The following is a 23887-nucleotide window of genomic DNA, read 5'->3' on the forward strand; positions in this document are numbered from 1 at the left end:
AGAACTGAACAGTATTGGGCTATTATGTATTCTCACCTAATTAAGCAACAAAGCCCTCTGAGGGTCGAGTGCGAGTCTGTTGGCAACAACGACGGCTGCCCCTGAAGATATACCAGCTAATAAGCCTTCTTGAGACATCAAACTTTTTGTCATTGCAATAGCTTCATAGTGTCCCTCCTAATCAGTGGGCTAATTTTATTCGTTACCTCGATTACACTCTCTTTGGTGCCATATTTACAATGCAATTCTTGTTTTATTTTGTGAATGACCAAATAGAAATCTAGTTTTGATATAATCACATTTGGTTCGATCATTTTACTGTCTAAGCGTTTGATGTGATAATTATATTTGCTACTCGGAAAGCAATGTGGTTGTCAGTTATTAATTTCATAATATGATAATCAATTTCCGAACAGTCGGTTATTGTTTTAAATGTACAATTGTAACTTGTCATTTATATAGTCAGATTGTCACACAACAAAACTGTGTATTTTATTTTGCTTTATCTTCCAATCTAGGTCACTTTCAAAGTACTCATAGCCCTTCTCTTTTACACTTAAGAATGTGCATCGCATCTTAAACTTGCTTCCAATGCTTCCAGACCAATATAGAAACCCGTCATGTTCAATCAAGCTTAGTTCGTTTGGATTAAACCGATATTTTATTTGAAGAAATGTATTTAGCTTTATTATGTCGATATCTTGATCCATATTTATCACCCCTTTCTAGATAAGTTTCGTTGATTTTAAGCGTGCAATTGACCAATCAACAAGTAAAGGTCGGTTAGTAATTAAATTTTAATATAAATTAATGTAAATTAATTGCCTATAGTGATCGTGATTCATTTAAGTTACACGAATTGTTAGTATTTTTGTTAGTAGTATGCTGGGGCTGTTGTCCTAATGTTATGTTTGGAATAAATGGGTTATATTGATGAAAGACGATGTTTGTTTAGGAGAAAAGAAGCTTCATCTGAGTGGGGATGTTTATTTGATTGAAGAGAGCCGCTCCGTAAAGAATAGTAGAAATGGATCCGAGGCTGTATTTTCATGTACGGAAGTAGCCATTATCAAAGAATTGGTGTTGGCTAGGGGGAAGGCATTATCAAGACGTTATTTACTTGATAAATGCTGGAGTGGGCGTATTGTTACTAATACCTCTCTGAGTGTTGCGATAAATAAAATTCGAGAAAGATTTAAGAACATAGGTTTAAGGGATGCCATTATTACCGTTCCTAGGCACGGATACCAAATAAACTTGACGAGTGAAGAGAGGCTAGGTGTGGAGCCTCTATTTTTGGAAGAAAATTGTTGTGAGAAAGATAGTAGTATAATTAAGCCAATTGAATTAAGTGAGATGTTGAAGCTTGAAGATGAAGGAAATAATAAATGGGAGGGTCGATTTCTTATCTCAGAGTTTATTAATGAATATCGAGAATACCTAATAATCTTGGTTTCATGGCTTTTGTCTACCATATTGATTACTCTATTTTTTTTCTGTTAGTTTTAATTTTTGGTGGTAAAAATGCAGTTATTGTATAACGTAAAGCTTATTTACGGTGGTTTTTTACTTTCGGGATTTTCTTTTTTAATTTTTGGTGTCGTAAGTGCAGTTTTTTGCAATGATACCTATGTATTTAGTAAAGAAATTGGAAAAGGTGATGATCAGAATCCTTCAATGGTTGAAGAGTTTAGTTTTAGTTTTGTAAGAGGAGAGGTTAAATCGAGATATATTCTCTATCAGGGTTATGATTCATTGATGTATATCGATTATAATGGGTATTATTTGAAGTTTTTTTCGACTTATATTACGGTTTCTATTGCTTCAATACGTAAAGGAGCGAACATATCCTCTCAAGTAAAGTTAAAAAAAATTAAAATCTACTCTGATGGAGATGGACTTGTGCTAGATATGGATATACCTACTCTTTTAATAGACAATCAGGTTGTCAGAGAGTCAGCAATAAAATTTCAGCAGAAACTTACCTAAGGGTTTGTATACAAATCGCTTGCTGTGAGGAATATTCTTCGGTTTCTATTTTGCCACTTCTACTCGTAGAACGTTGCTTTATTTTTAGCTCGAGGGCAATGGGATTCGGATATTACCTTCTCTGTCAAAAAATACACCCGCGAGATAACTGCGGGTGTATTTGTTTTAACAGTAGGCTCACGCCTGACAATGAACTTAGGTACTAATTAATTCGTCTTAGCTATTACCATTTGTGAGCCAATATTGACTTTGCGATCAGAATACTGTGCTGAGTATATCGCCAAGCGCCTTGTAAGAAAGCGAACTCTGACCAATGGTGTAGTTTTCTAGCATATGCTGCTGACGTAGCGTGTTATCGAATAGATAGCTTTCGGTCTGCTCTGCAGCACTGTCGATACGTTCTGGAGACACTTGAGCTAGATTATTGGCATCCCAGCTTAGCTCTTCTCCTAGATCAATGATGTGAAAGCCAAAGTGTTCAATATCTGTCTTGTATACTGGGTAGCGATAAACGACCTGCGGAACATTGGCGATCAAGCCTTCAAGGAATTGGTTCCCCCAACCTTCAAGCCAGCTTGGATAGGTTACAATATCAGCGTGGACATACGCATCCCACAATGAGTAGGTTTTGATGCCGCTTTTGTTACCACGCGAGTGCTCGATACGATGGTTAATATCAAGCAAAGTCACATTCATCTGGTGTGCTTTCGCTTTGAGTTTATCGTAGTATTCATCCTCTTCATTCATACCTGCAAGAACAAGGATGATTTGGCTATCGGGCTGAATTTGTTGCCCACTATAGAGAGTCCTACCGGCCCAGTCAGGGAGCTTTTTGTTTAGTGCAGCAATGAGATCAATGGCGAGCTCTATGCCTTTACGTGCCACAATTCGCGTGGCTTGCAGGATAACAATGTCCTGATCTCGAATGCCAAATTCACTTCTAAGATCTTGATTATAGTCATCGATCTTCCAGTCAGAATGGTCAAAGTCGAATACATTGGGTACAACAGTCGACTCATAGCCTGTCGCATTTTTTAATGATTCCTTAGCTAACTTGTTGATGACGCAGTGCTTGTCTTGCGGGCGTTGTGGAGGAAAGTGCTTGTCGAGTATCTGCTGAATGCTTGGGTAGCAAGGCTGACTAAACTTCTCACGTTCCCAGTGAAAATCGTGGTGGTGATTGACCACTTTAACCCCAGTGTTCTCGATTGCTTTTTCTAGACCAATTGCGGCGGGTAAGCTGTGCCCAACAGCGAAGATATTGTTGGGTACAATCACATCGATATTGAGTTTTTCTATGATTGCCGTGGCTTGAGACGCGATCTCTTCAGCTTGAGAGTAAATGGCTTCAAGCAGAGACTGTTCAGTTTCAAAGTACTGAGGTGCAATGAACGCATCTTGAGTAATCTTGGCATTGAGTTCGTCTTCATAGCGCAGAGCCTTGATGCATTCTGCTTCAACACTGCCTGAACTCCCCGCCATATAAAAGACTTGATGCCCTTGTTGCTCAAGCGCCCATTTCCATTTATCCATCTCAAGTGAAACGCCATCTGTTTCTCCGACACGATAGTGAGTTAACAAAATTCTCATAACTTATAGTTCCATAACAACTGTAGAGTAAAGGTTTAATCCTTGTTCATCGTTACCCGGAGCATTTCGGCTTCCAGCAGCAACGCGATTTAAAATATCCATTGAAACATCGCCGTCTTGTACCTCTACCGCGTATGCTTTCATCGCCGAGCCACCATCGATTGAGATGGCATTTCGTATTGTCTCACCGTCGAAGAAGTCTATGTCTGATTGCGCTAAGCGATTCACAAGGTTCGCGACGTCGACAATATTTACCCCGACGCTCATTTCGTGCCGCCCATCAAACAGCAGATACCCTACATGGTTGTCAGTTTCAATGAATAAACCACCAGGTTCGCGGATAATAGCGTCAAAGTTATTGGTTTCTTTCCCCGTACGTGACAGAGCAGCGTCAGTTTTTGCGACTTCATCTAGGGCCTTTTCTGCTTGCTGGGCACTAAATTGAGCTCCGGTTGGAACGATACTTTGTCCGTCTATAACCGACGGCACCAACCCACCTAGTATCTGGGTATACTCGGAGAAATCACAATTGTGCGAATATGGCCTCACAGAAACAGGAGTTTGGGCTGGCAATCCGTTGGGGTAGAGCTGGTTAAACTGCTCAGTTTTAAGTGACAGCACGGCACCAAAAGAAGGCAACGGACATTCGCCATACCAAACCTTAACTACTTGCTCATACGGCTTTTGCCCCTCTCCCTGATTGCTAATGAAAATATTGACGCGATCGTTCACGTCCAGCATAGGGGCGAAGGTGCCTAAGGAGCCCTGGTATTCAAAGGGATAGCTGGCATTAAATAGGGCAACGTCAAGTTGTCCAACCTGGTCCATCGGTGGGTTAATGTTCTCTGCCGTGATGGTGTGGCCCGCGATGGTAATGTCGTAGGCGTAGTTACGAATATTAGGTAGAACCTTGACTTCACCGCTATGTTTAATGCCAATTGCAGCACTATGTGCACTGTCAAATCCTGCCGTTTCAATATTGCCTTGTGCGTCGGTAAAGCAGTAAAAACCCAAATAGGAAAGTATTTCTGGCAGCTGATAGTCAGGATTAGAATAGCGATTCTGGTGTGACCATCTATGAGTACCAATGTTAAGGTCTCGGGTCATGAAGTAACCTAGATTACCGACTAAACCGCGAAATGAAGGACCAACATTGAGCCTATCTCTTAAATTCGCCAGTTGATTGCCAGAGAAATGATAGCCGACATGAGTCTTTTTCAGGTTCCGTTGTTTTATCCACGCAAGAGTGACTGACGTACTTGCTAGCGGTTTGGGCAACTCAATAGGGGTATAACCATCCGTGCTTGGAAGTGAGTTTGGATCAAAATGTGGCATTTCAAAATGGATGCGTTTTAATTCAATTTCAGGCTGTGATCTTTCGGTTGCACCAAACCTTGCTTTTAAATCGGTTTCGAAAGTCGTTTCAGTATTAGGGTGAAGTGGATTACCAAGTGGTCCTCGAGCCATCTTGAATCCAGTTATTGGCTCTGAATTAAAGTAAGCGCCGGCAGCGATGGATTGTGGTTTCCAATGCTGTTTCGCAAGCTTCTGGTAATGTTTTAACGAATTTTGCTTAGTTTTCGGGCTATGTGTCTGATTTTTCATGGGCGATTTACACGATTGGGAACAGGTTTTTTAGAAGGGTGCGGCTAACCGCACCCATATGAGTTTATGATGTAGAATAGGCCAACTGGTATAGAGGTATCATGGCGGCACCTGTTGCGGCCATTTTGTCGCCAGAGAGTGTCGCTGGTGTAATGTTGGGCATAACTTCTTCATCTTCGAGGTAGTGCTGTAGCGAATTGATGCTTGCACTATGTAGATCTTTGACTAATTGAGAGGGAAGGAGCCCGCCGACAATGATCTCTTCCGGGTCACAGATGGCGCGAATGGCTTGCAGTGCAGAAACCAACTGTTGTTGAGCGTTTTTCTTCCATTCGGTGACTTTTTCTGGGTTCTTGGCTAGCAAGGTTGATAGAATTTCTTCACGGTGTGGGCTTGGATCTGACATACCCAGATAGTCATATAAACAAGACAAAGATGGACGATTATTGCGATCGGGAAACAATTTACCGATACGACCGGCGTTCCCGCCTGCACCACGATAGGTTTGGCCATTAAAGAAGTGACCACCTCCAATACCATAACCTAGGTAGAGATAGAAAAAGTTGGCATGACGAGCACGTTTTGAGCGTACAGATTCGCCAAGCGCTGCTGCGTTACCATCGTTGTCTATCCAGCATGGGCAATTAAATTGATCACCAATACGTTTTGGAATATCGATCTCTTCCCATTTTTTTAAATGTGGCGGCATTGTGATGTTATTGCTGCCTTGAACAAAGTTACAGCTGGTGGTCATTCCAATTCCGATCAGCTTGGCAAACTCTTCTTCGAATGCTTTCGAAGTGACTTTGAGCAAGTCAGACAGCTCCTCAATGGCGGATTCAGGGTCAGAAAAAATACCGCGAATAGCACGTGAGAAGACGCTTTCACCTGTGAAGTCGACTAGCTCGATACTGATCTTCTCAAGTTCAATATTGATACCTAGGCTGTATGCAGCGTTTGGGTTTATCCCTAACTCAATCCCTGGCTGACCACGTGAGCCTTTCTGCTTACCAGTGACTTTAATCAGCTCGTCATCCAGCATCTTCTTAGTGATTTTTGTTATCGCTGCTGGTGTCAGGCCACTTTTTTCTGCGATAGCGGCACGTGTTGTTGGTGCATTGCGATGAATTATCGATAGTATTTGACGCTGTGTACCGGAGCCAAAATCAATCACATTCAATCCTTAACCGTTTGGGTCTAATTTCTTATTATTCATCCGCTGGTTAACCAAACAAACTCTACGTATTTTGTTGGTGATACTGCCAATGGACACTACTATTTGATTAATCACCTGAGCATTAAGATTCAAGTGGCTAATCAAATAGGCTCGATCGAAATCGAGCCTGAATTATTACATTAATACATTCTCTACAAACGCTTTTTTCGCCTCAGTTGCGTACTCTGATGTAAAGAACTCAGAGCTGTATGAACGTTGCGTGCTATCGACCAGTGCGTTGGAGTCATCCGCATCTGGGTGTTGAGGTGCTGCACCGAAGACAGTGTTTAGTCCTGTCTGAGCCTGCGCTGAGGTAATCCAATGAATGAAGACAGCGGCGGCCGCTTTGTTTTTAGCGTTCTTTGGAATCATGATAATATTACCGCCACCTGGCATGCCAAACTCTGGAATGTAGAATTTAATTCGTTGCGTGATCGCTCCATCTTTCTGTAAACCTGCTAAATGATCTTCCCATGCAGGAGCCATCGCAATTTCACCATCGTTGATGCGGGTCAGGCTGTCAGCGTTAGAGGCGGTGATGATAATGTTGTCTTTTTGCTCTTCAAACCAGTGCCACGTCTTAGACCATTGCGTCATCGCTGTCTTGTCCATGGTGCTTTGGAAGTAAGCCTCGCTATTGCCTGACACGTGGTAGATAGCGCGCTGAATGAACGCATTACCTGCACCACCTTTGTTCGGGTCGTTGACACCAAATTGCTCGGGATGTTTTTCAATCCATTGAGTTAACTGATCAAAAGATTGCGGTAGCGCTTTCTCATCAACACGCATTGGGTCATAAGCAAAACCGGTCTGGTTACCCCAAAACGCGTAAGCATACCCTTGGGTATTGACTCCGACTAAGTTGGTGCGCAACTTGTCACTTCCAGGAATAATATCAGTAAGCGGGCCATAGACAACGTTGCTTTGAATCATCATTGGCAGTTTGACGGTGTCCAATGCCATCACGTCAATGGTTCCCTGATCTTTGCGTGCTTCAGCGAGTAGTTTGTTGCGGTTACCTGCTTCATTTCCCTCAGGTACACGCACCTTAATGCCATACTCTTTCTCGAATGAACGGAAAAACTTACGGAATTCTGGTTGAAGGTACCAAATGTAGGCGTTGACCATTTTTTCTTTTTTTGCTTGCTTGACGATTTGATCCCAAGTCATAGTGTTTAGGTCATAAGCAAAAGTGTTAGCCGATAGACTGGCAGTTGTTGCTATAGCAGCGGTAAGAAGGAGTTTTTTCATTGTTGTGTCTCTTTATAATTTTCTGTTTATAGGGGTACAGCTTGTTATGATTTAGGCTTTGCCTGTTGATTCTGCGAGGTAGTTACCTTTAAGCAGACGCTCAATAATCAGCATTAGAATGACGTTTGGAATCACCAGTATCAGGGAAACCACCGCGGCATTCGGACGAATAAATGAGTAGCCCAGATAAGAGTAGAGAATGGTTGGTACAGTGACGTAATCTGGTGAACCAAGCACAAATGCAATGTTGAATTCTTCAATACTGATGACTAAGCAGAAGATCAGTGATGCCAGTAATCCAGGCTTTAGCATCGGCAGGTAGGCATTTTTGAACGTAGCCCATGAATTCCCACCCAAATCTCGGCTCGCGTCGATCAAGTCTTGAGGCACGCCCTTAAAGCTCGCCGACAAAATACGAATAGCATAAGGCAACGCTAGGACAGTATGACCAACGACGATACCTATGTATGCGTTGGAGAAATCTAGAGCAATCAACATCGAACTGAAGAACACACCAATGATCATACCTGGCATCACAAGAGGTAGCAGCGTGATTACCTCGGCAATTCGTTTGCCTCTGAAATCAATACGGCCAAAAGCGTAGGCAGTAGGTAAGGCCAATAGGACGGTAAGAATCGCCACAGCAGGTGCAATGGTATAGCTGTTTTGTAGTGCTTCGACCAGCCCCGAGTTTTCCCACATGTCTGTCCAGCGGCCAAATGACAATACTTGAGGCAATACATCTGGATAGCTCCACGGATGTTCTGGGTCAACCAAAGACCACAGCAAAGCCATGATGAAGGGCACGCCAAGCCAAAAGAAGTTCACTGCGATAAACAGACCTATAGCGATTTTGTTGATCAGCTTGCCATTTTTGGTTTTCACTTTTGGCGTGTTCCCACTTGGTAGAGCTTTCGATACCAAAGAAGTCATTATTTCAATCTCCCTTTCTTATAAGCGAGTGGCGCGGTTAACAGAGAGATAGCTAGGGCGGCAACAACTGCTGTTATCATAATGATCACGGCGATAACTGCACCTTTGTTCCATTCCATAAACTCTGTAGAGGTAATGTGCATGAGCATTGACAATGAGTAAGTGTTTTTCGGCCCGGCGATAGAGTAAAATGAGTAGTCTCCTAAGGCGCCAATGAAGATTAGGATCAACGAAACCTGAAGTGATGGAATCGAAATGGGAAAGATGATGCCTTTAAATCTGTTCCACGCAGATGCACCGAGGTCTGAAGCTGCATCCAACACATCATTTCGGATAGAGTTCACCGCACCTGCCAGTAAGATCATGGCAAATGGTAGCTGTTTCCAAATTTGCAGCATGATCACGCCCCAGCCAAAGTCGTCGTTTTGCATTCGGATTGGTTTATCAGTGATCCCTAGTCCCAGCAGAATTTGGTTTACGATACCGTGGTAAGAAATCACGTTAACTAAGAGAAACGCTGCAACCAGACCAGGGATAAACATTGGTGCTCTAAGAACACCAGTAATAGTCGTTGACCCTGGAAACGGTCTACGCAGCCAAAGTACTAACGGATAGGCCATTGCAACGGCGCCAAGTGCACCGATCACTGAGACTTTAATCGAATAAATCAGAGATTTATGTAGTTTTGCATCGCTGAGCGCTTCTTGCCAGAAAGTGAGTGAAAAGCCACTTTCTCCCATCATATTGTGAAATCCCAAGCTTTGAGAGATCACCATATAGAAGGTTGACCCCATCAAAAGCATGATAGTGCCGACACCGGGAAGCAGCATCAGCCAAACTTTCCAGCTGGTGAGATTGTTGTTCATGCTGTGACCTCTTCTAAGAAGCGGATACCTGTTCTTGGGATTGAAAAGTTTAGTGACTGGTTGTCAAATACAGGTTTCTTCGGTAGCTGAACACGCACTTCCATGGTTGAACCTTCGACAGGCTGCAAAACCAAATCAGTGACATTCCCCATGAACGCCATTTTCTGCACGTTAGCAGCAAAACTGTTTTCACATTTGCTGGTGGCGATTTCGGCATCTTCTGGACGCCAGCTAACATAGATGTATTCGCTTTTTGGGTGCTCATCAGATTCGACAATAAAATCACCAAGTTCAGTCTTGATTTGATAGGTATTATCCTGCCCCAGCAATTTGACCTGTGCAGGCATAATGTTGGCCGCACCAATGAAATCTGCGACAAAGCGGTTAGCTGGGCGGTAGTAGATGTCTTCTGGCGTGCCAATCTGTTCGATACGACCTTTGTTCAACACGACAATCTTATCGGACATGGCTAATGCTTCGGCTTGATCATGGGTGACGTAGATGGCAGTAAGGTTAAAGCGCTTTTGCAGTTCACGGATCTCAAAACGTACTGATTCACGCAGTTTGGCGTCTAGGTTAGACAGAGGCTCATCGAATAAGATCACCGCAGGGCGAGTGCGACACGTTGCTGCTGTCCACCAGATAGCTCGCTAGGCATCTTATGTGCGTGCTCATCTAGATCAACCTGAGTGACGGCTTCTTCTACACGCGTTATTTGATCCTGTTTGCTAACTTTTTTCTGTTGCAGACCAAAAGCGATATTGTGATCAACACTCAAGTGAGGGAAAAGAGCATAAGACTGGAAACACATAGAGGTGTTGCGCTTTTCGGGTGAAACAGTGTTGACCACTTCATCACCAATCACGATTTCTCCAGAATCTGGCGTATGGAAACCACCGATCATCTTCAGCAGCGTTGTTTTGCCACAACCGGATGGACCCAGAAGGGTGACCATTTCCCCTTCTTCTGCAACAAAACTGATGTCTTTTGAAGCAACAAAGTCGCCAAAGTTTTTACAGATATTTTTAAGTTCTAGTCGTGACATTCGATTGCCTTTTATTGTCGAAGTTTGTCTTTTTTCAAAGCGTAGAGTAGGGCACTAACATGACAATTATATTAACTTGGTTAATTTAATGTTTTTGTGAAAGTGTTCACGGCTTGAGCTTTGTTAGAGGGTTCATTGATAAAAGATAATCAAACTGTGATCTTGTTTATAGAAATGATGGGGTTTTATTAAGGTCGATAATTTAAGTAACAAATAAGATAGAGCTGCCAAATCGGCAGCTCTGGGAAAGGGATTAGTTCGAGCTCAGAAGTGCTAAAAGCTGCTCGGTTTTGTCTTTCAATAATTGAGTGCATGCCCTTGTTTCGACATTTAAGCGTACTATAGGCTCGGTATTAGAAGCTCTTAAATTGAACCGCCAGTTGGCAAATTCCATACTAACACCATCGGTGTGATCAACCGTTAATGCATCCGCCTCAAAGATAGATTTAATGCGCTGAAGAGTCGATTCTGGAGCGACTAACTTGCAGTTAATTTCACCGGAGGAAGGGAAAGCTGCAATACGTTTAGCCACCAAGTTCGACAGTGTTTGGCCTTTCAAACACAATAACTCGCTGACCAACAACCAAGGAATCATACCGCTATCGCAGTAACCAAAGTCGCGAAAGTAGTGATGAGCACTCATCTCTCCACCATAGACCGCATCTTCACTGCGCATTCTTTCTTTAATAAAGGCGTGCCCTGTCTTGGACATGATAGCCTCACCACCAGCTTGGTCGATAATATCAATACTATTCCAGGTAAGGCGTGGGTCGTGAATCACCTTTGCACCAGGATGCTTGGCTAGGTATGCATCAGCCAATAAGCCGACGATGTAATAGCCTTCTATAAACTGCCCGTTTTCATCGAACAAGAAGCAGCGGTCAAAGTCACCATCCCAAGCAATACCCATATCAGCCTGGTGCTCAAGTACTGCGGATGAGGTGGCGTGGCGGTTTTCAGGGAGCAGAGGGTTAGGAATTCCATTGGGGAAGTTGCTGTCCGGCTCGTGGAAAATCTTAATGAACTCAATAGGAACCTGCAGTTGGTTAAAGCGCTGTTCCAAGGCATCGACCACGTGCCCTGCTGCCCCATTGCCGGAGTTCACGACCAGTTTCAGGGGGGTGATATTATCGGCATCGATATAGCTGAGCAGGTGTTCTGTGTACTCATTTAGGTGAGTGGATTGTTGATAGCGACCTTTTTGTGGGGGCTCAATAAACTCAGCTTTTTCTGCCAAAGCCTGAATGTCTTTCAGACCTGTGTCGCCACTGATGGGTTTGGCATTCTCTCGAACTAGCTTTAACCCGTTGTAATCTATAGGATTATGACTGGCGGTAATTTCAATACCACCGTTAACATCCATAACTTGTGCAGCGTAATATATTTCTTCGGTGCCTGTCATGCCAAGGTCGATGACATCAGTACCTGCATCAATCAAGCCATCGGCCAGTGCCAGTTTAAGTGGTTCGGAGGTGGCTCTGGCGTCACCGCCGATCACGACTTTCTTTGCATTCAGATATTGACCAAATGCCCGGCCGATACGATAAACCACGTCGTAGTTGAGCTCATGCTCGAGTTTTCCTCGAATATCATAAGCCTTAAAGCATGTTAGCTTTTTCATTCATTACCCTTATGTATTGTTGCGTTATTGATTAGCTTTACGGTCTGTTTGACAGGTTGGTGGGCTTTTCCGGGTAATGGTTTGTCACCAATAAAGGGAACCAGTTCCCTGTAAAGCTCACAATTTCACATTTTAATAAATTAACTTAACTAAATTAATTTATTAGGGGTAGTATATATCGAAAATTATGTGGAGAGCTAATCATGAACTATGCACCAGCAGTAGGAATAAAATTCAACCAAGATGGCACGGTAAGGCAATTTCCGGGTAATACCTTTATTTGCCATGTCGACCAATCTTCTGAACTCATCATTTTGCTTGAATGGGCCCAAAACGAACTTAAGCAAATGCAGTGTGGGGCTAAATTTTCATTCTTGCCGATATCTTCAATGCACATGACGGTATTTGAAGGGATTTGTGATCAAGTGAGGTCGCCAGAAAAATGGACTACTAAACTGCCGTTGGATACACCTCTGGCTCATGCGACCGATCTATTTGCCACTGAAGTTAGCCAGATTGGTGCGCATTCAGGTTTCGAAATGGAGTTTGACTATGTATACAACTGCCCAACTGGTGGTACTTCAATTCGATTGAAGCCAGCGACAGAATCGTCGCGACTAGCACTAGTTAATTGCAGAGAGAGATTGAGAACATCGACAGGCATTAACATGCCAGAGTTCGATTCTTATCATTTTCATATCACATTGAGTTATCGAATTCTGGAACTTGACGAGGGTGAGAAACAGGAGTTGCAGCAGACTTCGGAGCGTATTGAAGAGCGCTTTAAGCAAGCGTTTGGGCGTCTTCGACATGGAGCTGTCGAGTTTTGTCGCTTCGACAACATGTTTAAGTTTGAAACACTACTGATTCTGTCTTAAGTGGCGTAACTGGATGATATTGAGTGAGGTCTGTAATGCCTTTGTATAAACTGGAAAACGTCATACAGAACTATGCTTGGGGCAGTAAAAAGTCGCTTCGAGAGTTATTTAGTATGGAAAACCCCAACAATGATCCGCAGGCCGAGGTTTGGATGGGGGCGCACCCGGGAGGCTGTTCGAAAATTGCCGAGTCAGGCCACCTTTTGTCTGATTTCATTGAGAAAAATAGAAAAGTCGCTCTTGGCAATTATACCTCGGTTAGATTTGGAGAGCTTCCATATCTATTTAAAGTGCTTGCGGCAGAAACCCCGCTCTCTATTCAGGTGCATCCCAATAAGCGTAAATCTGAAATAGGCTTTGCTCGAGAAAATGCCCAAGGTATTGCGCTAGGTGCGGTAAATCGAAACTATAAAGATCCCAACCATAAACCAGAGCTTGTGTACGCGCTCACTTTCTATAAAGCAATCAATGGCTTTCGTCCGATTGAACATATAGTAGAACTGTTTCAGCAAGCCGCGATAGCTACCTTTAATGATGAAGTTTTACTACTGGAAAGTAATCAGACGAGCCAAGGTTTGAGGGCGTTTTTTACCTCGGTGATGTCGGTGAGTGATAAACGTAAAGCGAATGCGCTCAGCGAATTGTACCGTGCGATTGAGCGCCCTACTAGAACCGCTATGTGCCGAGAGGCGTTATCATACTGTGCGGATTTCAGAACTTACTATGACGGAGATATTGGTTTATTTGCTCCGCTAATGCTCAATACGGTCGAGCTAGAACCAGGTGAGGCTATGTTTCTTGATGCGGAGACTCCTCATGCTTACGTGGAAGGTACAGGGCTTGAGGTAATGGCAAACTCAGACAATGTTTTACGCGCAGGGCTAACTCAAAAACACATTGATATCGCTGAGCTGATCGACAATACCAAATTTGAATCGATCAAGCCTGAAGAGGTCAAGTTAACCCCTGTTAAGAAGCAAGGTAAGATTACCTATCCTATCGCAGTGGATGATTTTTGTTTTGATATTCTGTATTCAGAACAAACGCCAAGCTGTCAGTACGTTCGCAGCGCCGAGATCGTATTTTGTGTAGAAGGGGAAATGACACTTTCTACCGACGACACACAGATAAGATTAGAACCAGGTGAGTCTGCTTTTATCCCCCATGACTCCATAATGTATCATTACCAAGGTATGGGAACCCTTGCTCGAGTATACAATTAGCCAAATGGATCTGTGTTTTCATATTAGGGAGCTGCTTGCTCCCTAGCGACTCATTAGTGGCATTGAGTTTATCGATGCTGCTCGAGGAGCTTACCCACCGCATGTTTGCTGGTCTTACTTATTTTCTGCATCAGCTCAAAGGAAGGTTGGTGAATACCTTGTTGTTCCATTTCATCAATCATCATTAGCCACAATTTTGCTGTCATTTGCGAGTCGGCTAAAGCGCGGTGAAACACGCCATCATTGTCAATATTTTTGAAACGCACTAAGTCACCCAGTTTATGGCTTGGTGCTTCCTGATTCAGTCTACGAGAAACCAATAGTGAACAAGCAAAATGACCTTGATAGGAAAGATCAATACGCTCTAGTTCTCCGTCCAAAAAACGTTTATCGAACGAAGCATTGTGCGCGACGAGGTTGTCGTCAGCGATAAAGTCACAGAATTCCGCCATCACATCTTCACAGCTTGGAGCATCTGCCAACATCTTGTTGGTAATGCCCGTATAACCTTCGATAAAGGAACTGACTCGAAAGCCTGGGTTCATCAGTTGCTGAAAGGTATCAACTACTTCGCCGTTAACGAGTTTTACTGCACCTATTTCAATGGCGCGATCGCCCATATTTGGAGATAAGCCTGTGGTCTCAAAATCGAGGACAATAACTGAATTGGCAGATGACATAGATAATCCTAATGAGTGGGCGAGTGAGAACTCAATCTTTCGCGCATCGGTATGTAGAGAGAGGCGAGCTAGTATAGATTTGAGTTGGAAGTGGGTAAAGTTATCTTGACTAATTAGCGTTTTCGGAGAGCTTCAAAATCGTAAAGTGTTCACATTGGTTGAACTTGGCAAATGCTTGAAGCTCTTCTTCTAACGCTGTTAAAAATGCTGCTTTATCCTTTATTGAAGGCTCGGTGAATAGGTGAAGTACGTTTAGCACAGACTTATTCTTATCAACCTTGCAGTCTGCGCGTGCGACTAACTTCCCATCCCAAAGAATGGGTAAACAGAAGTAACCAAATTGCCTTTTAGCCTGTGGAACGTAGCATTCAATCAGATAGTCAAAATTGAAGACGGCATTGGCGCGCTTTCTTTGAATAAGCAGATTATCAAACGGAGAAAGTATCTTGGCCCGTTTACGATTGATGCGTTTGTCGAGCAGGCGAAGTGCCTCGCTTTCCACCACATACTCGCCCCCACCTATCTTTATCTGCTCAATTTCTCCACTCTCAATTAAATCATGTATCGCTTGTTTCACATGCTGTTTGACGTCTTTAAGCTGATAGGTCATCTCTGCGAGGGTGCCAAAGCTATGAGCTTTAAGGTAGCTCATGACAAGAAATCGTGCATGTTCCGGAGGTGTTGGCATGGAAGTATCGACGCTGCTGGGTAACACGCGTGAAGTTAAGTCGTAGACCTTATGGAAACCTCTTCGCTGAGCAATCATCAGATCGCCCTGCATATAGAGGTTTTCCAGCGCCTGCTTAGTCGGTTTAGTATGCCACCCATCCGTTTTATGCGGCTTCGATTCAAAGTCTTTTGCCATCAGTGGGCCTTCGGACTCGATACGCTTAAAAACGTCGTTCATCAATTTACGATCATTGCAGTACCAGTGTTTTTGCTGACCGGACTTGATAGCTGCCTTTCGCGGTAAACTGTAGCGAAAGTTGCTCATGGGTAGATAAGCGGCGGCATGGGACCAATACTCAAATACTTTACGGTCGGCGACAAGCTGATCAAGGTGCTTCGGTTGATAGCTTGGGTTACGACTCCAAAGTGTATGGTGATGGGCTCTTTGCACAACGGAAATCGTATCTATCTGCACATATCCTAGCTGCTCGAAAGCACTGAGTGTTTTGCTGTAGGCGCTACCTTTTGATGTGCCTATTGGTAGCCCTTGTGCCAATAATGCGAGTTTTTGCGCTTGAGGCAAAGAGAGTGATTTCATGCTGTGATGCCTTTTCCTGTTTGTTTCTTGTTTTAACATTTTGTGGGCCAATTTTGATATACCCACCCTCTCATAACAGTAAAAATCGTCTCACAGTGAAATTTTTCTGCGGACTATCCTATCTTTATCAATGTGGCGTATGAAATGGGTGTTAATCATAAACTTACTAACCCAGTCGTTGCTGCAGAATGTAACACTCAGTTAACGCGCCATTTGCGTGTTGTTTTTTTAGATAAAGGTAGTTTGGGGCAAATTATGACAGAGTTAGCGGCGACAATAGAAGCTTGGCTGTTGCAAGACAATGTACCCCTTTCGATGTTGTTTTTTGGCATTATTTTACTTTCTTATTTATTAGAAGACCTTGCGATAGTGACCGCTGCAACGTTAGCTGTCGAGCAATTGATGCCAACCTCTGTTGCCTTGATGGCGATATTCGTTGGTATCAGCACTGGTGATCTTGGCCTTTATTTGATGGGCAAGGCTGCGCAAAAAGTACGTTTTCTTCGTTATCGTTTGTTCCGTTATCAGCGAGCAAGGAGTATGCAGCGTAAGCTTCATCAACAAGCGTTTATGACCTTGTTCATCGTTCGCTTTATTCCCGGCCTTCGAACGATAGGTTTTACATTGAGTGGCTTTCTAGATGTGCCAAAAATCAAATTCTTTGTTGCCGTCTTGACGGCGACGGGCCTGTGGACAGCGCTGGTTTTTGGTTCCTTCTTCCAACTTGGCAACGCGCAATGGCTTCAAGATAGCCAAGTGAGCTGGCTACTTATTCCACTGGGTTTGTGCCTGATGTTGCTTCTAAACAAACTGATTACTAAAACACTTTTAAGGGATGCGTATGACACAGCTCGCTAACGTTGAAATGATTCCACAGGGAATGGTCAATGCGGGTATGCCTGTACTCCAAGAACCGAAACGAGTAATTTCTCCGTTTGAATTCTTGCCTGCTTGGTTTTTCTACACACCTGTTGTTCTGCAAAGTGCGGCGTTAAGTGTCGTCCATCGTGATTGGGCACTACCATTGATCGCCAATCCAGCTATAAAATTGAGTGGCATGGTCGGAGAGTCAAAGCACGATATTTTCACTTCTGCCGGCAAACAAACCAAAGAATGGATTTTGCCATTTATTACTTTGACTAAAACCGAACAATACACTCAAAGCTTACTCAGTGAGGCTAAGACCCAGCTTGAGAAAGCCGATCTGACATACCCGTTAGTGGCGAAACCTGATTTGGGTTGCCGGGGGGTTGGAGTGAAACTTATTCATTCTGATCAACAGTTACAAAATTATATTGAAACGTTTCCAGTATCAGGTCGTTTCTTGCTGCAAGAGAAGTCGCAATACAGTGCAGAAGCGGGGGTGTTCTATGTCAGACAGCCCGGAGAATCACGGGGAAAAATAATCTCGATAACTTTGAAGTATTCCCCAAGAGTGATTGGGGATGGTTATTCTACCCTGAAAGACCTAATCGAAAAGTGTCCAAGGGCAGGCAAGCTTCAGCATCTTTATCTTCCTCGCCATAGTGAGCATCTCGATTTGGTTGTCGCTGATAAGGACGAGTTTCAGTTGGCGTTTGCAGGTAGCCATTCTCGCGGTGCTATTTTCCGCGATGGTAACCATTTCATCACACAAGCTCTGGAAGAAAAGTTAGATCAGATTCTCGGCGATTTTGAAGGTTTCCACTATGGTCGTCTCGATATTAAGTTCCAAGATATCCAAACCCTAATGAATGGTGAGTGTTTCGATATCTTGGAAATCAATGGGGCGAGCAGCGAAGCCGCACATATTTGGGACAGCGATACTCCGCTAAGCGATATCTTTACTACGCTTTTAAAACAATATCGCTTGCTTTACCAGATTGGCTCTAAGCATAAAAAACAAGGCCACAAAACCCCGACACTTGGTGCATTGCTGCAGGCTTGGCGGGAAGAGAAACTCTTAACTCAGCTTTATCCGATGACTGACTAACCGCCGCGCTTAGGAAGAAACCATGAAAAACGTAATGACACGCTTAGCTACAAACGCTCAGACGCGCCCTTCCCAAGCTGTGGTGGGATGCATTGAAACACTCAATCAAGGTTATGAGTTTTTAGAAACACTCAGTCAGGAAGATTATGTCTTTATTGCTCAACCGCATGTGAGTAGCTCGATAGGTGAGCACTTTCGTCACTGGCTCGACTTATTTCACGCCATCAAACTTGATTCGCTCAAAATCGACTACAACGTTCGTCGTCGCGGACATGCGGTAGAAAGAAGTTTAGACGTCGCCAAACAGGAAATCAGAGAGTTGGTCGAGTGGTTGTTTGAATTGCCATCCAATGAGCTTCACCAATCCGTCAGTGTTGAAACGGAAGTCTTATTGTCGCAAACCCATGTTGAGGAAGTCTCTTCAACATTCGTTCGTGAGCTAACATTCGCTGCACTGCATGCTACCCATCATTTTGCGATGGCTAAAGTCGTTGCATCTTTGCGTGGTATCGACTCTGACAGCCACTTTGGTGTCGCACCAACAACGGCAACTTACCAGAGGGCTCAATAGGAATGTGCACTTTATCTTGGGTTTATCATGGCAATAATCACTATGAAGTTTACTTCAATCGAGATGAGCAACGCTCTCGCTTACCTGCACTTGAGCCTCAAAGTGTTTTGATTGACGGTGTTCATTGTCTGATGCCGATAGATCCTGTTGGTGGTGGAAGCTGGATTTCAACCAATGAACATGGTGTCACGGTCTGCCTGCTCAACTTTTATCAAGGCATGACGCCAAATGGAGAGTTAACTAGCCGAGGTGTTATCATAAAACGCCTCGCAAGCAGTTGTTCGAGTCAGACTGCAGATAGTCGTCTACTGGAGATGGATTTAAGCTCGTTTGCCCCTTTTACTGTCGTCTCTTTTGACACCAGACGTACCGCCAACGAAACCGTACTTTGGACTTGGGATGGGGAACAACTTAGCCGAACTCATGCGTTTGCCCCAATCGTTTCTGCTGCTATGCATTTTGACGAAGCATGCCAGTATCGCCTAAAGCTGTTTAATGAACTGGTTACCACCTTGCCTGATCATGAAGTCGGGCGACTGTTTCATCAAACCTATGACGCTAGTTATCCGCACCTTTCACCATTAATGGCAAGAAATGATGCGCGCACTGTAAGTTTTACCTCGGTTGTCGTGTCTTCTACTAGACAAGAAATGAAATACCAATCTATCGACAATCATCGCAATGTTGATTTTCTTACTCGTTTAAGTTGCATGAAAAACGACATTGCTGAACAAGGAGTTTTTAAATGAAAAAGTTATTTGCCCTGCTGATCATGTTGGTTAGCGTTCCTTCCTTTGCCGCCGACGAAATTTATACCGGAATCTTCAGCAATAAAGCTGTCAGTGGTTATGACACGGTTGCCTATTTTTCCGAGGGTAAGCCAGTGAAGGGGGACAGCAAATGGCAAACTGAATACAAAGGTGCCGACTGGTACTTCTCTTCACAACAAAACCTCGACAAATTCAAAGCTGATCCAGAAGCCTATGCGCCGCAATATGGTGGTTACTGTGCATGGGCGGTTTCTGCCAAGAATGATTTTGCTTCAGCAGATCCAAAGCAGTGGGCAATCGTCGATGGCAAGCTTTACCTGAACTATGACGCAGATGTTAAAAGCTGGTGGGATGACGACCGCGCCGGTCATATTTCCGCTGCTGATAAAAACTGGCCAACGCTCATTCAATAATAATAAGGATCTATTCCATGAAGTTTTCTCCGCTAAAGCATATTCCATCGGCATTTATCGCTTTTGTGTTTGTTCAATCACTGTTTTTTAAGTTTTCTGGCTCATACGAAACCGATCATATTTTTGGCACCTTGGGTGAGTGGTCGGGCATAGAGTGGTTCGGAGTCTATGGTGGTTACTTGATTGGTTTTGCTGAGTTAATAGCCTCAATCATGCTGTTTACTCGCTTACATGGTGTGGGGGCTGCGATGAGTGCTGGCATTATGACGGGCGCGATTTTCTTCCACTTATTTACACCGCTCGGTATCGTGATGCCAGAGTTTAACTCGATGGGTGAAGTGGTTGGCAATGATGGAGGCTTATTGTTTGGCATGGCATGTATCGTTTGGAGTTGTGGGGTATTCCTATTTATTCGCGACGTTAAAACCCAAGGTACGTTCACTAACAGCCTTTTGGTAAAAGGAGCTTAGTATGATTGATAGTCCTTTTCGATTACCACGTAAAACGCCATTTGGTATTGGCGAGTCTGTTGTAGAGTGGGCGACGGGCCTTTCTACGCTTGATTCGCTTTACAAGCAAGATGCTTTACCTGAAGACAGTTTTGAGTTTATGCATGAGGCGTTGGCTCGAATCGGAACTCAGTATCAGGTTAATCATGGCAGCCTTGACAATATACCAACTGAAGGCTCGGTTTTGATTGTTGCCAATCACCCATTTGGTGGTATCGAAGGGATTATTCTCGCTTCATTGATTTCTAAAGTGCGTAAAGATGTCAAAGTGCTCGCCAACGAGTTGCTAAAACGTATCCCTGAACTCGATGAGCTATTCATAGGTGTTGATGTATTTGGTGGTGAGAAAGCTAAACAAACCAATCGACGAGCCATTAAAGAGGCGAATCATCATCTAAAGCAAGGGGGAGTGCTGATTCTTTTTCCTGCTGGAGAGGTGTCTTCGTGGCAAGCGAATGAGAACAGGATTACAGATAAAGCTTGGAGTAAGTCGGTAGCCAAGTTTGTTAAACACGCTCAGGCGACCACTGTACCTTTATTTATCAATGGAATGAACAGTAAACTGTTTTATCAGGCTGGAAGAGTTCATCCATTGCTTAGAACGGCATTGCTAGGGCGCGAGTTACTCAATAAGTCTGGAGAAACCATCTCTGTCTCTGTGGGAAATCCCATCCCTTACAGTGAAATTAAAGATTTTGATAACGAAGAGGATATTACTCAGTACTTTCGCTTAAACACTTATCTGATGGGAAGTATGGACAATGACCAAGCGCCAACCCTGCAAGATGAGAATGCTGAGCCTATCATTGCTCCAGTATCTGTGGAGTCATTAGAAGATGAGCTGTCGAGGCTCGAGCAGTACAAACTGTTGGAGCAAGGTGACTTCGAAGTCTACTGTGCACCCACGCCCAAAATGCCGAGCATGATGCGTGAGATAGGTCGTGTACGTGAAGAGAGCTTTAGGGAAGTCGGCGAAGGGAGCGGTCGAAGTTGCGATATTGACCAGTTTGATCTGCACTATCATCAGCTTTTTGTCTGGAATCGAGCCAGTCGTGACTTAGTTGGCGCTTATCGCTTGGGTTTAGTTGATGAGTTAATGGCTAAGGGGGGCATTAGTTCGCTGTATTCAACGAGCTTGTTCAAATACGACGAAGCTTTTGTCGAGAGCTTAGGTCTGTCTATTGAACTCGGGCGATCTGTGGTGGCCAAGCAGTATCAGCGCAATATGCACTCCTTATTACTTTTATGGAAAGGCATCGCAGGCTTTGTCCAGCGTAACCCGAGGTACACTCATTTGTTTGGACCGGTGAGTATTAGCAATGACTACAGCCCAGTTGCTAGGCAGTTGATCGCATCGGTAATGTCAGTCCACTATTACGATGATGAAAAAGCTAAGCTGGTGGCACCGACAACTCCGCTAGAAAAAAGTGGCCAGGAATTCTGGCGTCCGGATATGCTCAGTTCATTGTCTAAGTTACCACTGTTGTCTAAGGTGTTGAGTCGTCTAGAGCAAGGTATGGGGTTGCCTGTGTTGTTAAGGCAGTACTTAGGGATGAACGGCAAACTGGTGTGCTTTAATGTAGACCCAGCATTCAACTTTGCACTAGACGGTTTGATCGTTGTAGACCTAACGACGGTACCCGTGCGAACGTTAGGCAAATACATGGGTAAAGAACACGCACAAGCTTACTTAGATTCTCATCTGTCTTCATAAACCACACGGTTACGCCCTTGTTCTTTAGCGCGATACAAACACCTATCTGCTTTGGCAAGGGCCTTTGAAAAGCTGCCGCCTTGCCACGCACTGACACCTATGCTGACAGTTAGAGGGCTTGAAGGTGCATCCGGTAGCGAATCTTTTAAGAATATTTCTATCGTCTTACGAACTCTTTCGGCGATTTGTAATCCTTTATCGAGCTGAGCTTCAGGAAGAATCACGATAAACTCTTCTCCACCCATTCGGCCAAAAATGTCGCTTTTACGAATTTCCTGCTTAATCAAAGAGGCCACGTAGCGCAGAACCGTGTCACCCACAGCATGACCATATTTATCGTTGACACGCTTAAAGTGGTCCAAGTCCAGCATTAAAATGACAGTGGTATGGTGGGGGAGTATCTCTATATCCTCCACTGCCTCTATAAGCGCCCTACGATTGTAAATACCAGTAAGAGGATCATATTGAGCTAGCTTGGTTAATTGCTGCTCTTTGTGGCGAATAGTTTGAGTCATTTTTTCAAATGCATTGAGTAATTCTCCAATTTCGTCCTTTCGTTGAGTTCGCTCTAATTTTGGATATCCTCCACTTGCTAACAAACGTACTTGCTTACGTAGTCCGATAATTGGCATAGCAACATAACGGGAGACAAACCAAAATAGAATCAAGAAAAGTGAAATAGCAGTAACAATGTAGAGAGTGACCTCTTGCCTAATAGTTTGGGTTACCCTATTTATTTCATCTTGATCTACGAAAAGAACGACGCTGACACCTGTCACGTTTGCGTTATCGCGAACATCTTTATCTAACAACAGGGAAGAGGCTAATGTCGGATTGATTAGCACTGCTTGATTTGTCAGCATACCACCTAGATCATCACGCATAATGGGAAGTGCGCTGGAGTTTAACTTGTGGCGTTTGAGCAAGTCTTGATTAAGATAACGATAGCCAGTAATGATGTGCGCATCTTTGTTCCGCACCAGAGCAAGATCTACAGCGTGCAACCCTTGTTCAAGGAAGCTTTGTTTTACCGTGAATAGGTGGTCTTCTAAAATGGTTCTATCGACCACTACGGTATAATAGCCTGCCAATTCTTGCTTACAGTCGACAAGGGGGCGAGAAAAAAAATATGTCGATGAGTCATAGATTAGTCCGAGTTTACTGATAACCGGTGCATCGATAAGTGTCACGACAGTGGTTGGTAAGTGTTTAACCCTTCGAAGTTTGATTAGCTCTTGGGTGAGGTTCCTACTGGTATATGAGTTCTCTTCTCCACGGCTATTTAGCTCTGAGAGTTGTTTAACCAATCGTTTCATTTGCTGTTCGCGGATAGGGCCGTTAGTTTGCCATTGGGCCAATGATTTGCTTAACAGAGACAAGGTGTGGTTATCGAGTAATGTGTCTCCGCTAAGGTTCTTTCTGAGGACATAGCGATTACTTAGATTCGAGGAGAGTGTAAACTGCGTAACATGGCCATTGGTATCTGAAACAATAACAGCGGAAAACCCCATTGAATAACTGAGAGCATTGGCAATGGAACGTGGCGATGTTGTCAACTCTAGTTGGTGGCATTGCTGTAACAAATCACTGATCTCGTCAAACTCACCTAAACGTCTTTCTGCAAAATAGCCTATATCTGCAGCGACTTGAGCAGTGGCTAGACGACTTGTCTGGTTAATATGCTCCAACATGAGGTTTTTCCGGGCGACATAATAGCCATGACCAAACAAAAAGATGCAGGTGATCAAAGGGACAAATAACAGAAAAATCTTGT

The 23887-nt window shown here is 43.8% G+C and carries 23 protein-coding genes and 1 pseudogene; 11 read left to right on the plus strand and 13 right to left on the minus strand.

Going from position 1 to position 23887, the window contains the following annotated elements; genetic code table 11:
- Positions 1–51: 51 nt before the first annotated feature.
- Positions 52–165, minus strand: a pseudogene (locus APB76_RS23285) (cysteine synthase A); the annotation flags it as partial.
- Between the two features lie 768 nt (positions 166–933).
- On the opposite strand from APB76_RS23285, the gene APB76_RS14370 reads away from it, so the two are divergent.
- Together APB76_RS14370 and APB76_RS14375 are read left to right on the plus strand one after the other, a co-directional pair.
- Entirely contained in the window at positions 934–1503 is a 570-nt protein-coding gene (locus APB76_RS14370) for a winged helix-turn-helix domain-containing protein (RefSeq protein ID WP_054961693.1), read from the plus strand.
- 21 nt (positions 1504–1524) lie between these two features.
- Entirely contained in the window at positions 1525–1989 is a 465-nt protein-coding gene (locus tag APB76_RS14375; RefSeq protein ID WP_054961694.1) for a hypothetical protein, read from the plus strand.
- A 255-nt stretch (positions 1990–2244) separates the two neighbouring features.
- Here APB76_RS14375 and APB76_RS14380 read toward each other — a convergent pair whose 3' ends face one another.
- From APB76_RS14380 to APB76_RS14415, 9 genes are all read right to left on the minus strand, one after another.
- Positions 2245–3579: a glycosyltransferase family 4 protein gene (locus APB76_RS14380; RefSeq protein ID WP_054961695.1), complete on the minus strand. Its 1335-nt coding sequence runs from the start codon at positions 3577–3579 to the stop codon at positions 2245–2247.
- A gap of 3 nt (positions 3580–3582) precedes the next feature.
- On the minus strand, positions 3583–5184 hold the full coding sequence (locus APB76_RS14385; protein ID WP_064429708.1) for a hypothetical protein: 1602 nt from the start codon (positions 5182–5184) through the stop codon (positions 3583–3585).
- Between the two features lie 64 nt (positions 5185–5248).
- Positions 5249–6358 carry an ROK family transcriptional regulator gene (locus APB76_RS14390; protein ID WP_049845854.1) on the minus strand — a complete coding sequence of 370 codons (1110 nt, stop codon included), beginning with the start codon at positions 6356–6358 and terminating at the stop codon, positions 5249–5251.
- Between the two features lie 177 nt (positions 6359–6535).
- Entirely contained in the window at positions 6536–7651 is a 1116-nt protein-coding gene (locus APB76_RS14395; protein WP_054961696.1) for an extracellular solute-binding protein, read from the minus strand.
- Positions 7652–7702: 51 nt separating this feature from the next.
- Complete coding sequence (locus APB76_RS14400; RefSeq protein ID WP_049845852.1) at positions 7703–8584, minus strand: ABC transporter permease; 882 nt, start codon at positions 8582–8584, stop codon at positions 7703–7705.
- A complete protein-coding gene (locus tag APB76_RS14405; RefSeq protein ID WP_054961697.1) occupies positions 8584–9450 on the minus strand; it encodes an ABC transporter permease in 867 nt (288 codons plus the stop codon). The genes APB76_RS14400 and APB76_RS14405 overlap by 1 nt, the downstream gene beginning before the upstream one ends.
- A complete protein-coding gene (locus APB76_RS23290; protein WP_237767910.1) occupies positions 9447–10055 on the minus strand; it encodes an ABC transporter ATP-binding protein in 609 nt (202 codons plus the stop codon). Before APB76_RS23290 ends, APB76_RS14405 begins: the two co-directional genes overlap by 4 nt.
- Complete coding sequence (locus APB76_RS23295; RefSeq protein ID WP_237767911.1) at positions 10052–10495, minus strand: ABC transporter ATP-binding protein; 444 nt, start codon at positions 10493–10495, stop codon at positions 10052–10054. The genes APB76_RS23290 and APB76_RS23295 overlap by 4 nt, the downstream gene beginning before the upstream one ends.
- A gap of 253 nt (positions 10496–10748) precedes the next feature.
- Positions 10749–12116 (minus strand): phosphohexomutase domain-containing protein, encoded by a 1368-nt coding sequence (locus tag APB76_RS14415; protein WP_054961698.1) that lies wholly within the window; start codon positions 12114–12116, stop codon positions 10749–10751.
- Between the two features lie 203 nt (positions 12117–12319).
- Between APB76_RS14415 and APB76_RS14420 the strand changes: the two genes are divergently transcribed.
- Positions 12320–12994, plus strand: a complete 675-nt coding sequence (locus tag APB76_RS14420; protein ID WP_049845848.1) for a DUF1868 domain-containing protein — start codon at positions 12320–12322, stop codon at positions 12992–12994.
- 35 nt (positions 12995–13029) lie between these two features.
- Positions 13030–14217, plus strand: a complete 1188-nt coding sequence (manA, locus tag APB76_RS14425; RefSeq protein ID WP_054961699.1) for a mannose-6-phosphate isomerase, class I — start codon at positions 13030–13032, stop codon at positions 14215–14217.
- A 68-nt stretch (positions 14218–14285) separates the two neighbouring features.
- Here the strand turns inward: manA and APB76_RS14430 are convergent, their stop codons facing one another.
- Positions 14286–14897, minus strand: coding sequence for a 3'-5' exonuclease (locus APB76_RS14430; protein WP_054961700.1), 612 nt, complete (start codon positions 14895–14897; stop codon positions 14286–14288).
- A gap of 109 nt (positions 14898–15006) precedes the next feature.
- On the minus strand, positions 15007–16164 hold the full coding sequence (locus tag APB76_RS14435) for a winged helix-turn-helix domain-containing protein (RefSeq protein ID WP_054961701.1): 1158 nt from the start codon (positions 16162–16164) through the stop codon (positions 15007–15009).
- Positions 16165–16419: 255 nt separating this feature from the next.
- Here APB76_RS14435 and APB76_RS14440 point away from each other — a divergent pair, with 255 nt between their 5' ends.
- The 7 genes from APB76_RS14440 to APB76_RS14470 are packed head-to-tail and all read left to right on the plus strand — an operon-like array spanning position 16420 to position 22113.
- Positions 16420–17022 (plus strand): DedA family protein, encoded by a 603-nt coding sequence (locus tag APB76_RS14440; RefSeq protein WP_054961941.1) that lies wholly within the window; start codon positions 16420–16422, stop codon positions 17020–17022.
- On the plus strand, positions 17006–18136 hold the full coding sequence (locus APB76_RS14445; RefSeq protein ID WP_054961702.1) for a hypothetical protein: 1131 nt from the start codon (positions 17006–17008) through the stop codon (positions 18134–18136). The genes APB76_RS14440 and APB76_RS14445 overlap by 17 nt, the downstream gene beginning before the upstream one ends.
- A gap of 34 nt (positions 18137–18170) precedes the next feature.
- Positions 18171–18707 carry a hypothetical protein gene (locus APB76_RS14450; RefSeq protein WP_193395091.1) on the plus strand — a complete coding sequence of 179 codons (537 nt, stop codon included), beginning with the start codon at positions 18171–18173 and terminating at the stop codon, positions 18705–18707.
- 2 nt (positions 18708–18709) lie between these two features.
- Complete coding sequence (locus APB76_RS14455) at positions 18710–19456, plus strand: NRDE family protein (protein WP_049845841.1); 747 nt, start codon at positions 18710–18712, stop codon at positions 19454–19456.
- Positions 19453–19890 carry a YHS domain-containing (seleno)protein gene (locus tag APB76_RS14460; RefSeq protein ID WP_049845840.1) on the plus strand — a complete coding sequence of 146 codons (438 nt, stop codon included), beginning with the start codon at positions 19453–19455 and terminating at the stop codon, positions 19888–19890. The genes APB76_RS14455 and APB76_RS14460 overlap by 4 nt, the downstream gene beginning before the upstream one ends.
- Positions 19891–19907: 17 nt before the next feature.
- Complete coding sequence (locus APB76_RS14465; RefSeq protein WP_054961703.1) at positions 19908–20360, plus strand: hypothetical protein; 453 nt, start codon at positions 19908–19910, stop codon at positions 20358–20360.
- Between the two features lies 1 nt (position 20361).
- Positions 20362–22113 carry a lysophospholipid acyltransferase family protein gene (locus APB76_RS14470; protein ID WP_054961704.1) on the plus strand — a complete coding sequence of 584 codons (1752 nt, stop codon included), beginning with the start codon at positions 20362–20364 and terminating at the stop codon, positions 22111–22113.
- On the opposite strand, the gene APB76_RS14475 is transcribed toward APB76_RS14470, so the two are convergent.
- The gene (locus APB76_RS14475) at positions 22098–23804 is read right to left on the minus strand and encodes a sensor domain-containing diguanylate cyclase (protein ID WP_237767912.1); all 1707 of its coding nucleotides are present in this window, start codon (positions 23802–23804) and stop codon (positions 22098–22100) included. The genes APB76_RS14470 and APB76_RS14475 overlap by 16 nt on opposite strands.
- Between the last annotated feature and the right edge of the window lie 83 nt (positions 23805–23887).

This window comes from Vibrio bivalvicida, from assembly GCF_001399455.2.
In the GTDB taxonomy this organism is placed as follows: domain Bacteria; phylum Pseudomonadota; class Gammaproteobacteria; order Enterobacterales; family Vibrionaceae; genus Vibrio; species Vibrio bivalvicida.

Bases quoted from the DNA above. Each gene is read 5' to 3' on its own strand.
- APB76_RS14370 (WP_054961693.1), top strand. From the start codon at position 934: ATGAAAGACGATGTTTGTTTAGGAGAAAAGAAGCTTCATCTGAGTGGG.
- APB76_RS14375 (WP_054961694.1), top strand. From the start codon at position 1,525: ATGCAGTTATTGTATAACGTAAAGCTTATTTACGGTGGTTTTTTACTT.
- APB76_RS14380 (WP_054961695.1), bottom strand. From the start codon at position 3,579: ATGAGAATTTTGTTAACTCACTATCGTGTCGGAGAAACAGATGGCGTT.
- APB76_RS14385 (WP_064429708.1), bottom strand. From the start codon at position 5,184: ATGAAAAATCAGACACATAGCCCGAAAACTAAGCAAAATTCGTTAAAA.
- APB76_RS14395 (WP_054961696.1), bottom strand. From the start codon at position 7,651: ATGAAAAAACTCCTTCTTACCGCTGCTATAGCAACAACTGCCAGTCTA.
- APB76_RS14400 (WP_049845852.1), bottom strand. From the start codon at position 8,584: ATGACTTCTTTGGTATCGAAAGCTCTACCAAGTGGGAACACGCCAAAA.
- APB76_RS14405 (WP_054961697.1), bottom strand. From the start codon at position 9,450: ATGAACAACAATCTCACCAGCTGGAAAGTTTGGCTGATGCTGCTTCCC.
- APB76_RS23295 (WP_237767911.1), bottom strand. From the start codon at position 10,495: ATGTCACGACTAGAACTTAAAAATATCTGTAAAAACTTTGGCGACTTT.
- APB76_RS14415 (WP_054961698.1), bottom strand. From the start codon at position 12,116: ATGAAAAAGCTAACATGCTTTAAGGCTTATGATATTCGAGGAAAACTC.
- APB76_RS14420 (WP_049845848.1), top strand. From the start codon at position 12,320: ATGAACTATGCACCAGCAGTAGGAATAAAATTCAACCAAGATGGCACG.
- manA (WP_054961699.1), top strand. From the start codon at position 13,030: ATGCCTTTGTATAAACTGGAAAACGTCATACAGAACTATGCTTGGGGC.
- APB76_RS14430 (WP_054961700.1), bottom strand. From the start codon at position 14,897: ATGTCATCTGCCAATTCAGTTATTGTCCTCGATTTTGAGACCACAGGC.
- APB76_RS14435 (WP_054961701.1), bottom strand. From the start codon at position 16,164: ATGAAATCACTCTCTTTGCCTCAAGCGCAAAAACTCGCATTATTGGCA.
- APB76_RS14440 (WP_054961941.1), top strand. From the start codon at position 16,420: ATGACAGAGTTAGCGGCGACAATAGAAGCTTGGCTGTTGCAAGACAAT.
- APB76_RS14445 (WP_054961702.1), top strand. From the start codon at position 17,006: ATGACACAGCTCGCTAACGTTGAAATGATTCCACAGGGAATGGTCAAT.
- APB76_RS14450 (WP_193395091.1), top strand. From the start codon at position 18,171: ATGACACGCTTAGCTACAAACGCTCAGACGCGCCCTTCCCAAGCTGTG.
- APB76_RS14455 (WP_049845841.1), top strand. From the start codon at position 18,710: ATGTGCACTTTATCTTGGGTTTATCATGGCAATAATCACTATGAAGTT.
- APB76_RS14460 (WP_049845840.1), top strand. From the start codon at position 19,453: ATGAAAAAGTTATTTGCCCTGCTGATCATGTTGGTTAGCGTTCCTTCC.
- APB76_RS14465 (WP_054961703.1), top strand. From the start codon at position 19,908: ATGAAGTTTTCTCCGCTAAAGCATATTCCATCGGCATTTATCGCTTTT.
- APB76_RS14470 (WP_054961704.1), top strand. From the start codon at position 20,362: ATGATTGATAGTCCTTTTCGATTACCACGTAAAACGCCATTTGGTATT.
- APB76_RS14475 (WP_237767912.1), bottom strand. From the start codon at position 23,804: ATGTTGGAGCATATTAACCAGACAAGTCGTCTAGCCACTGCTCAAGTC.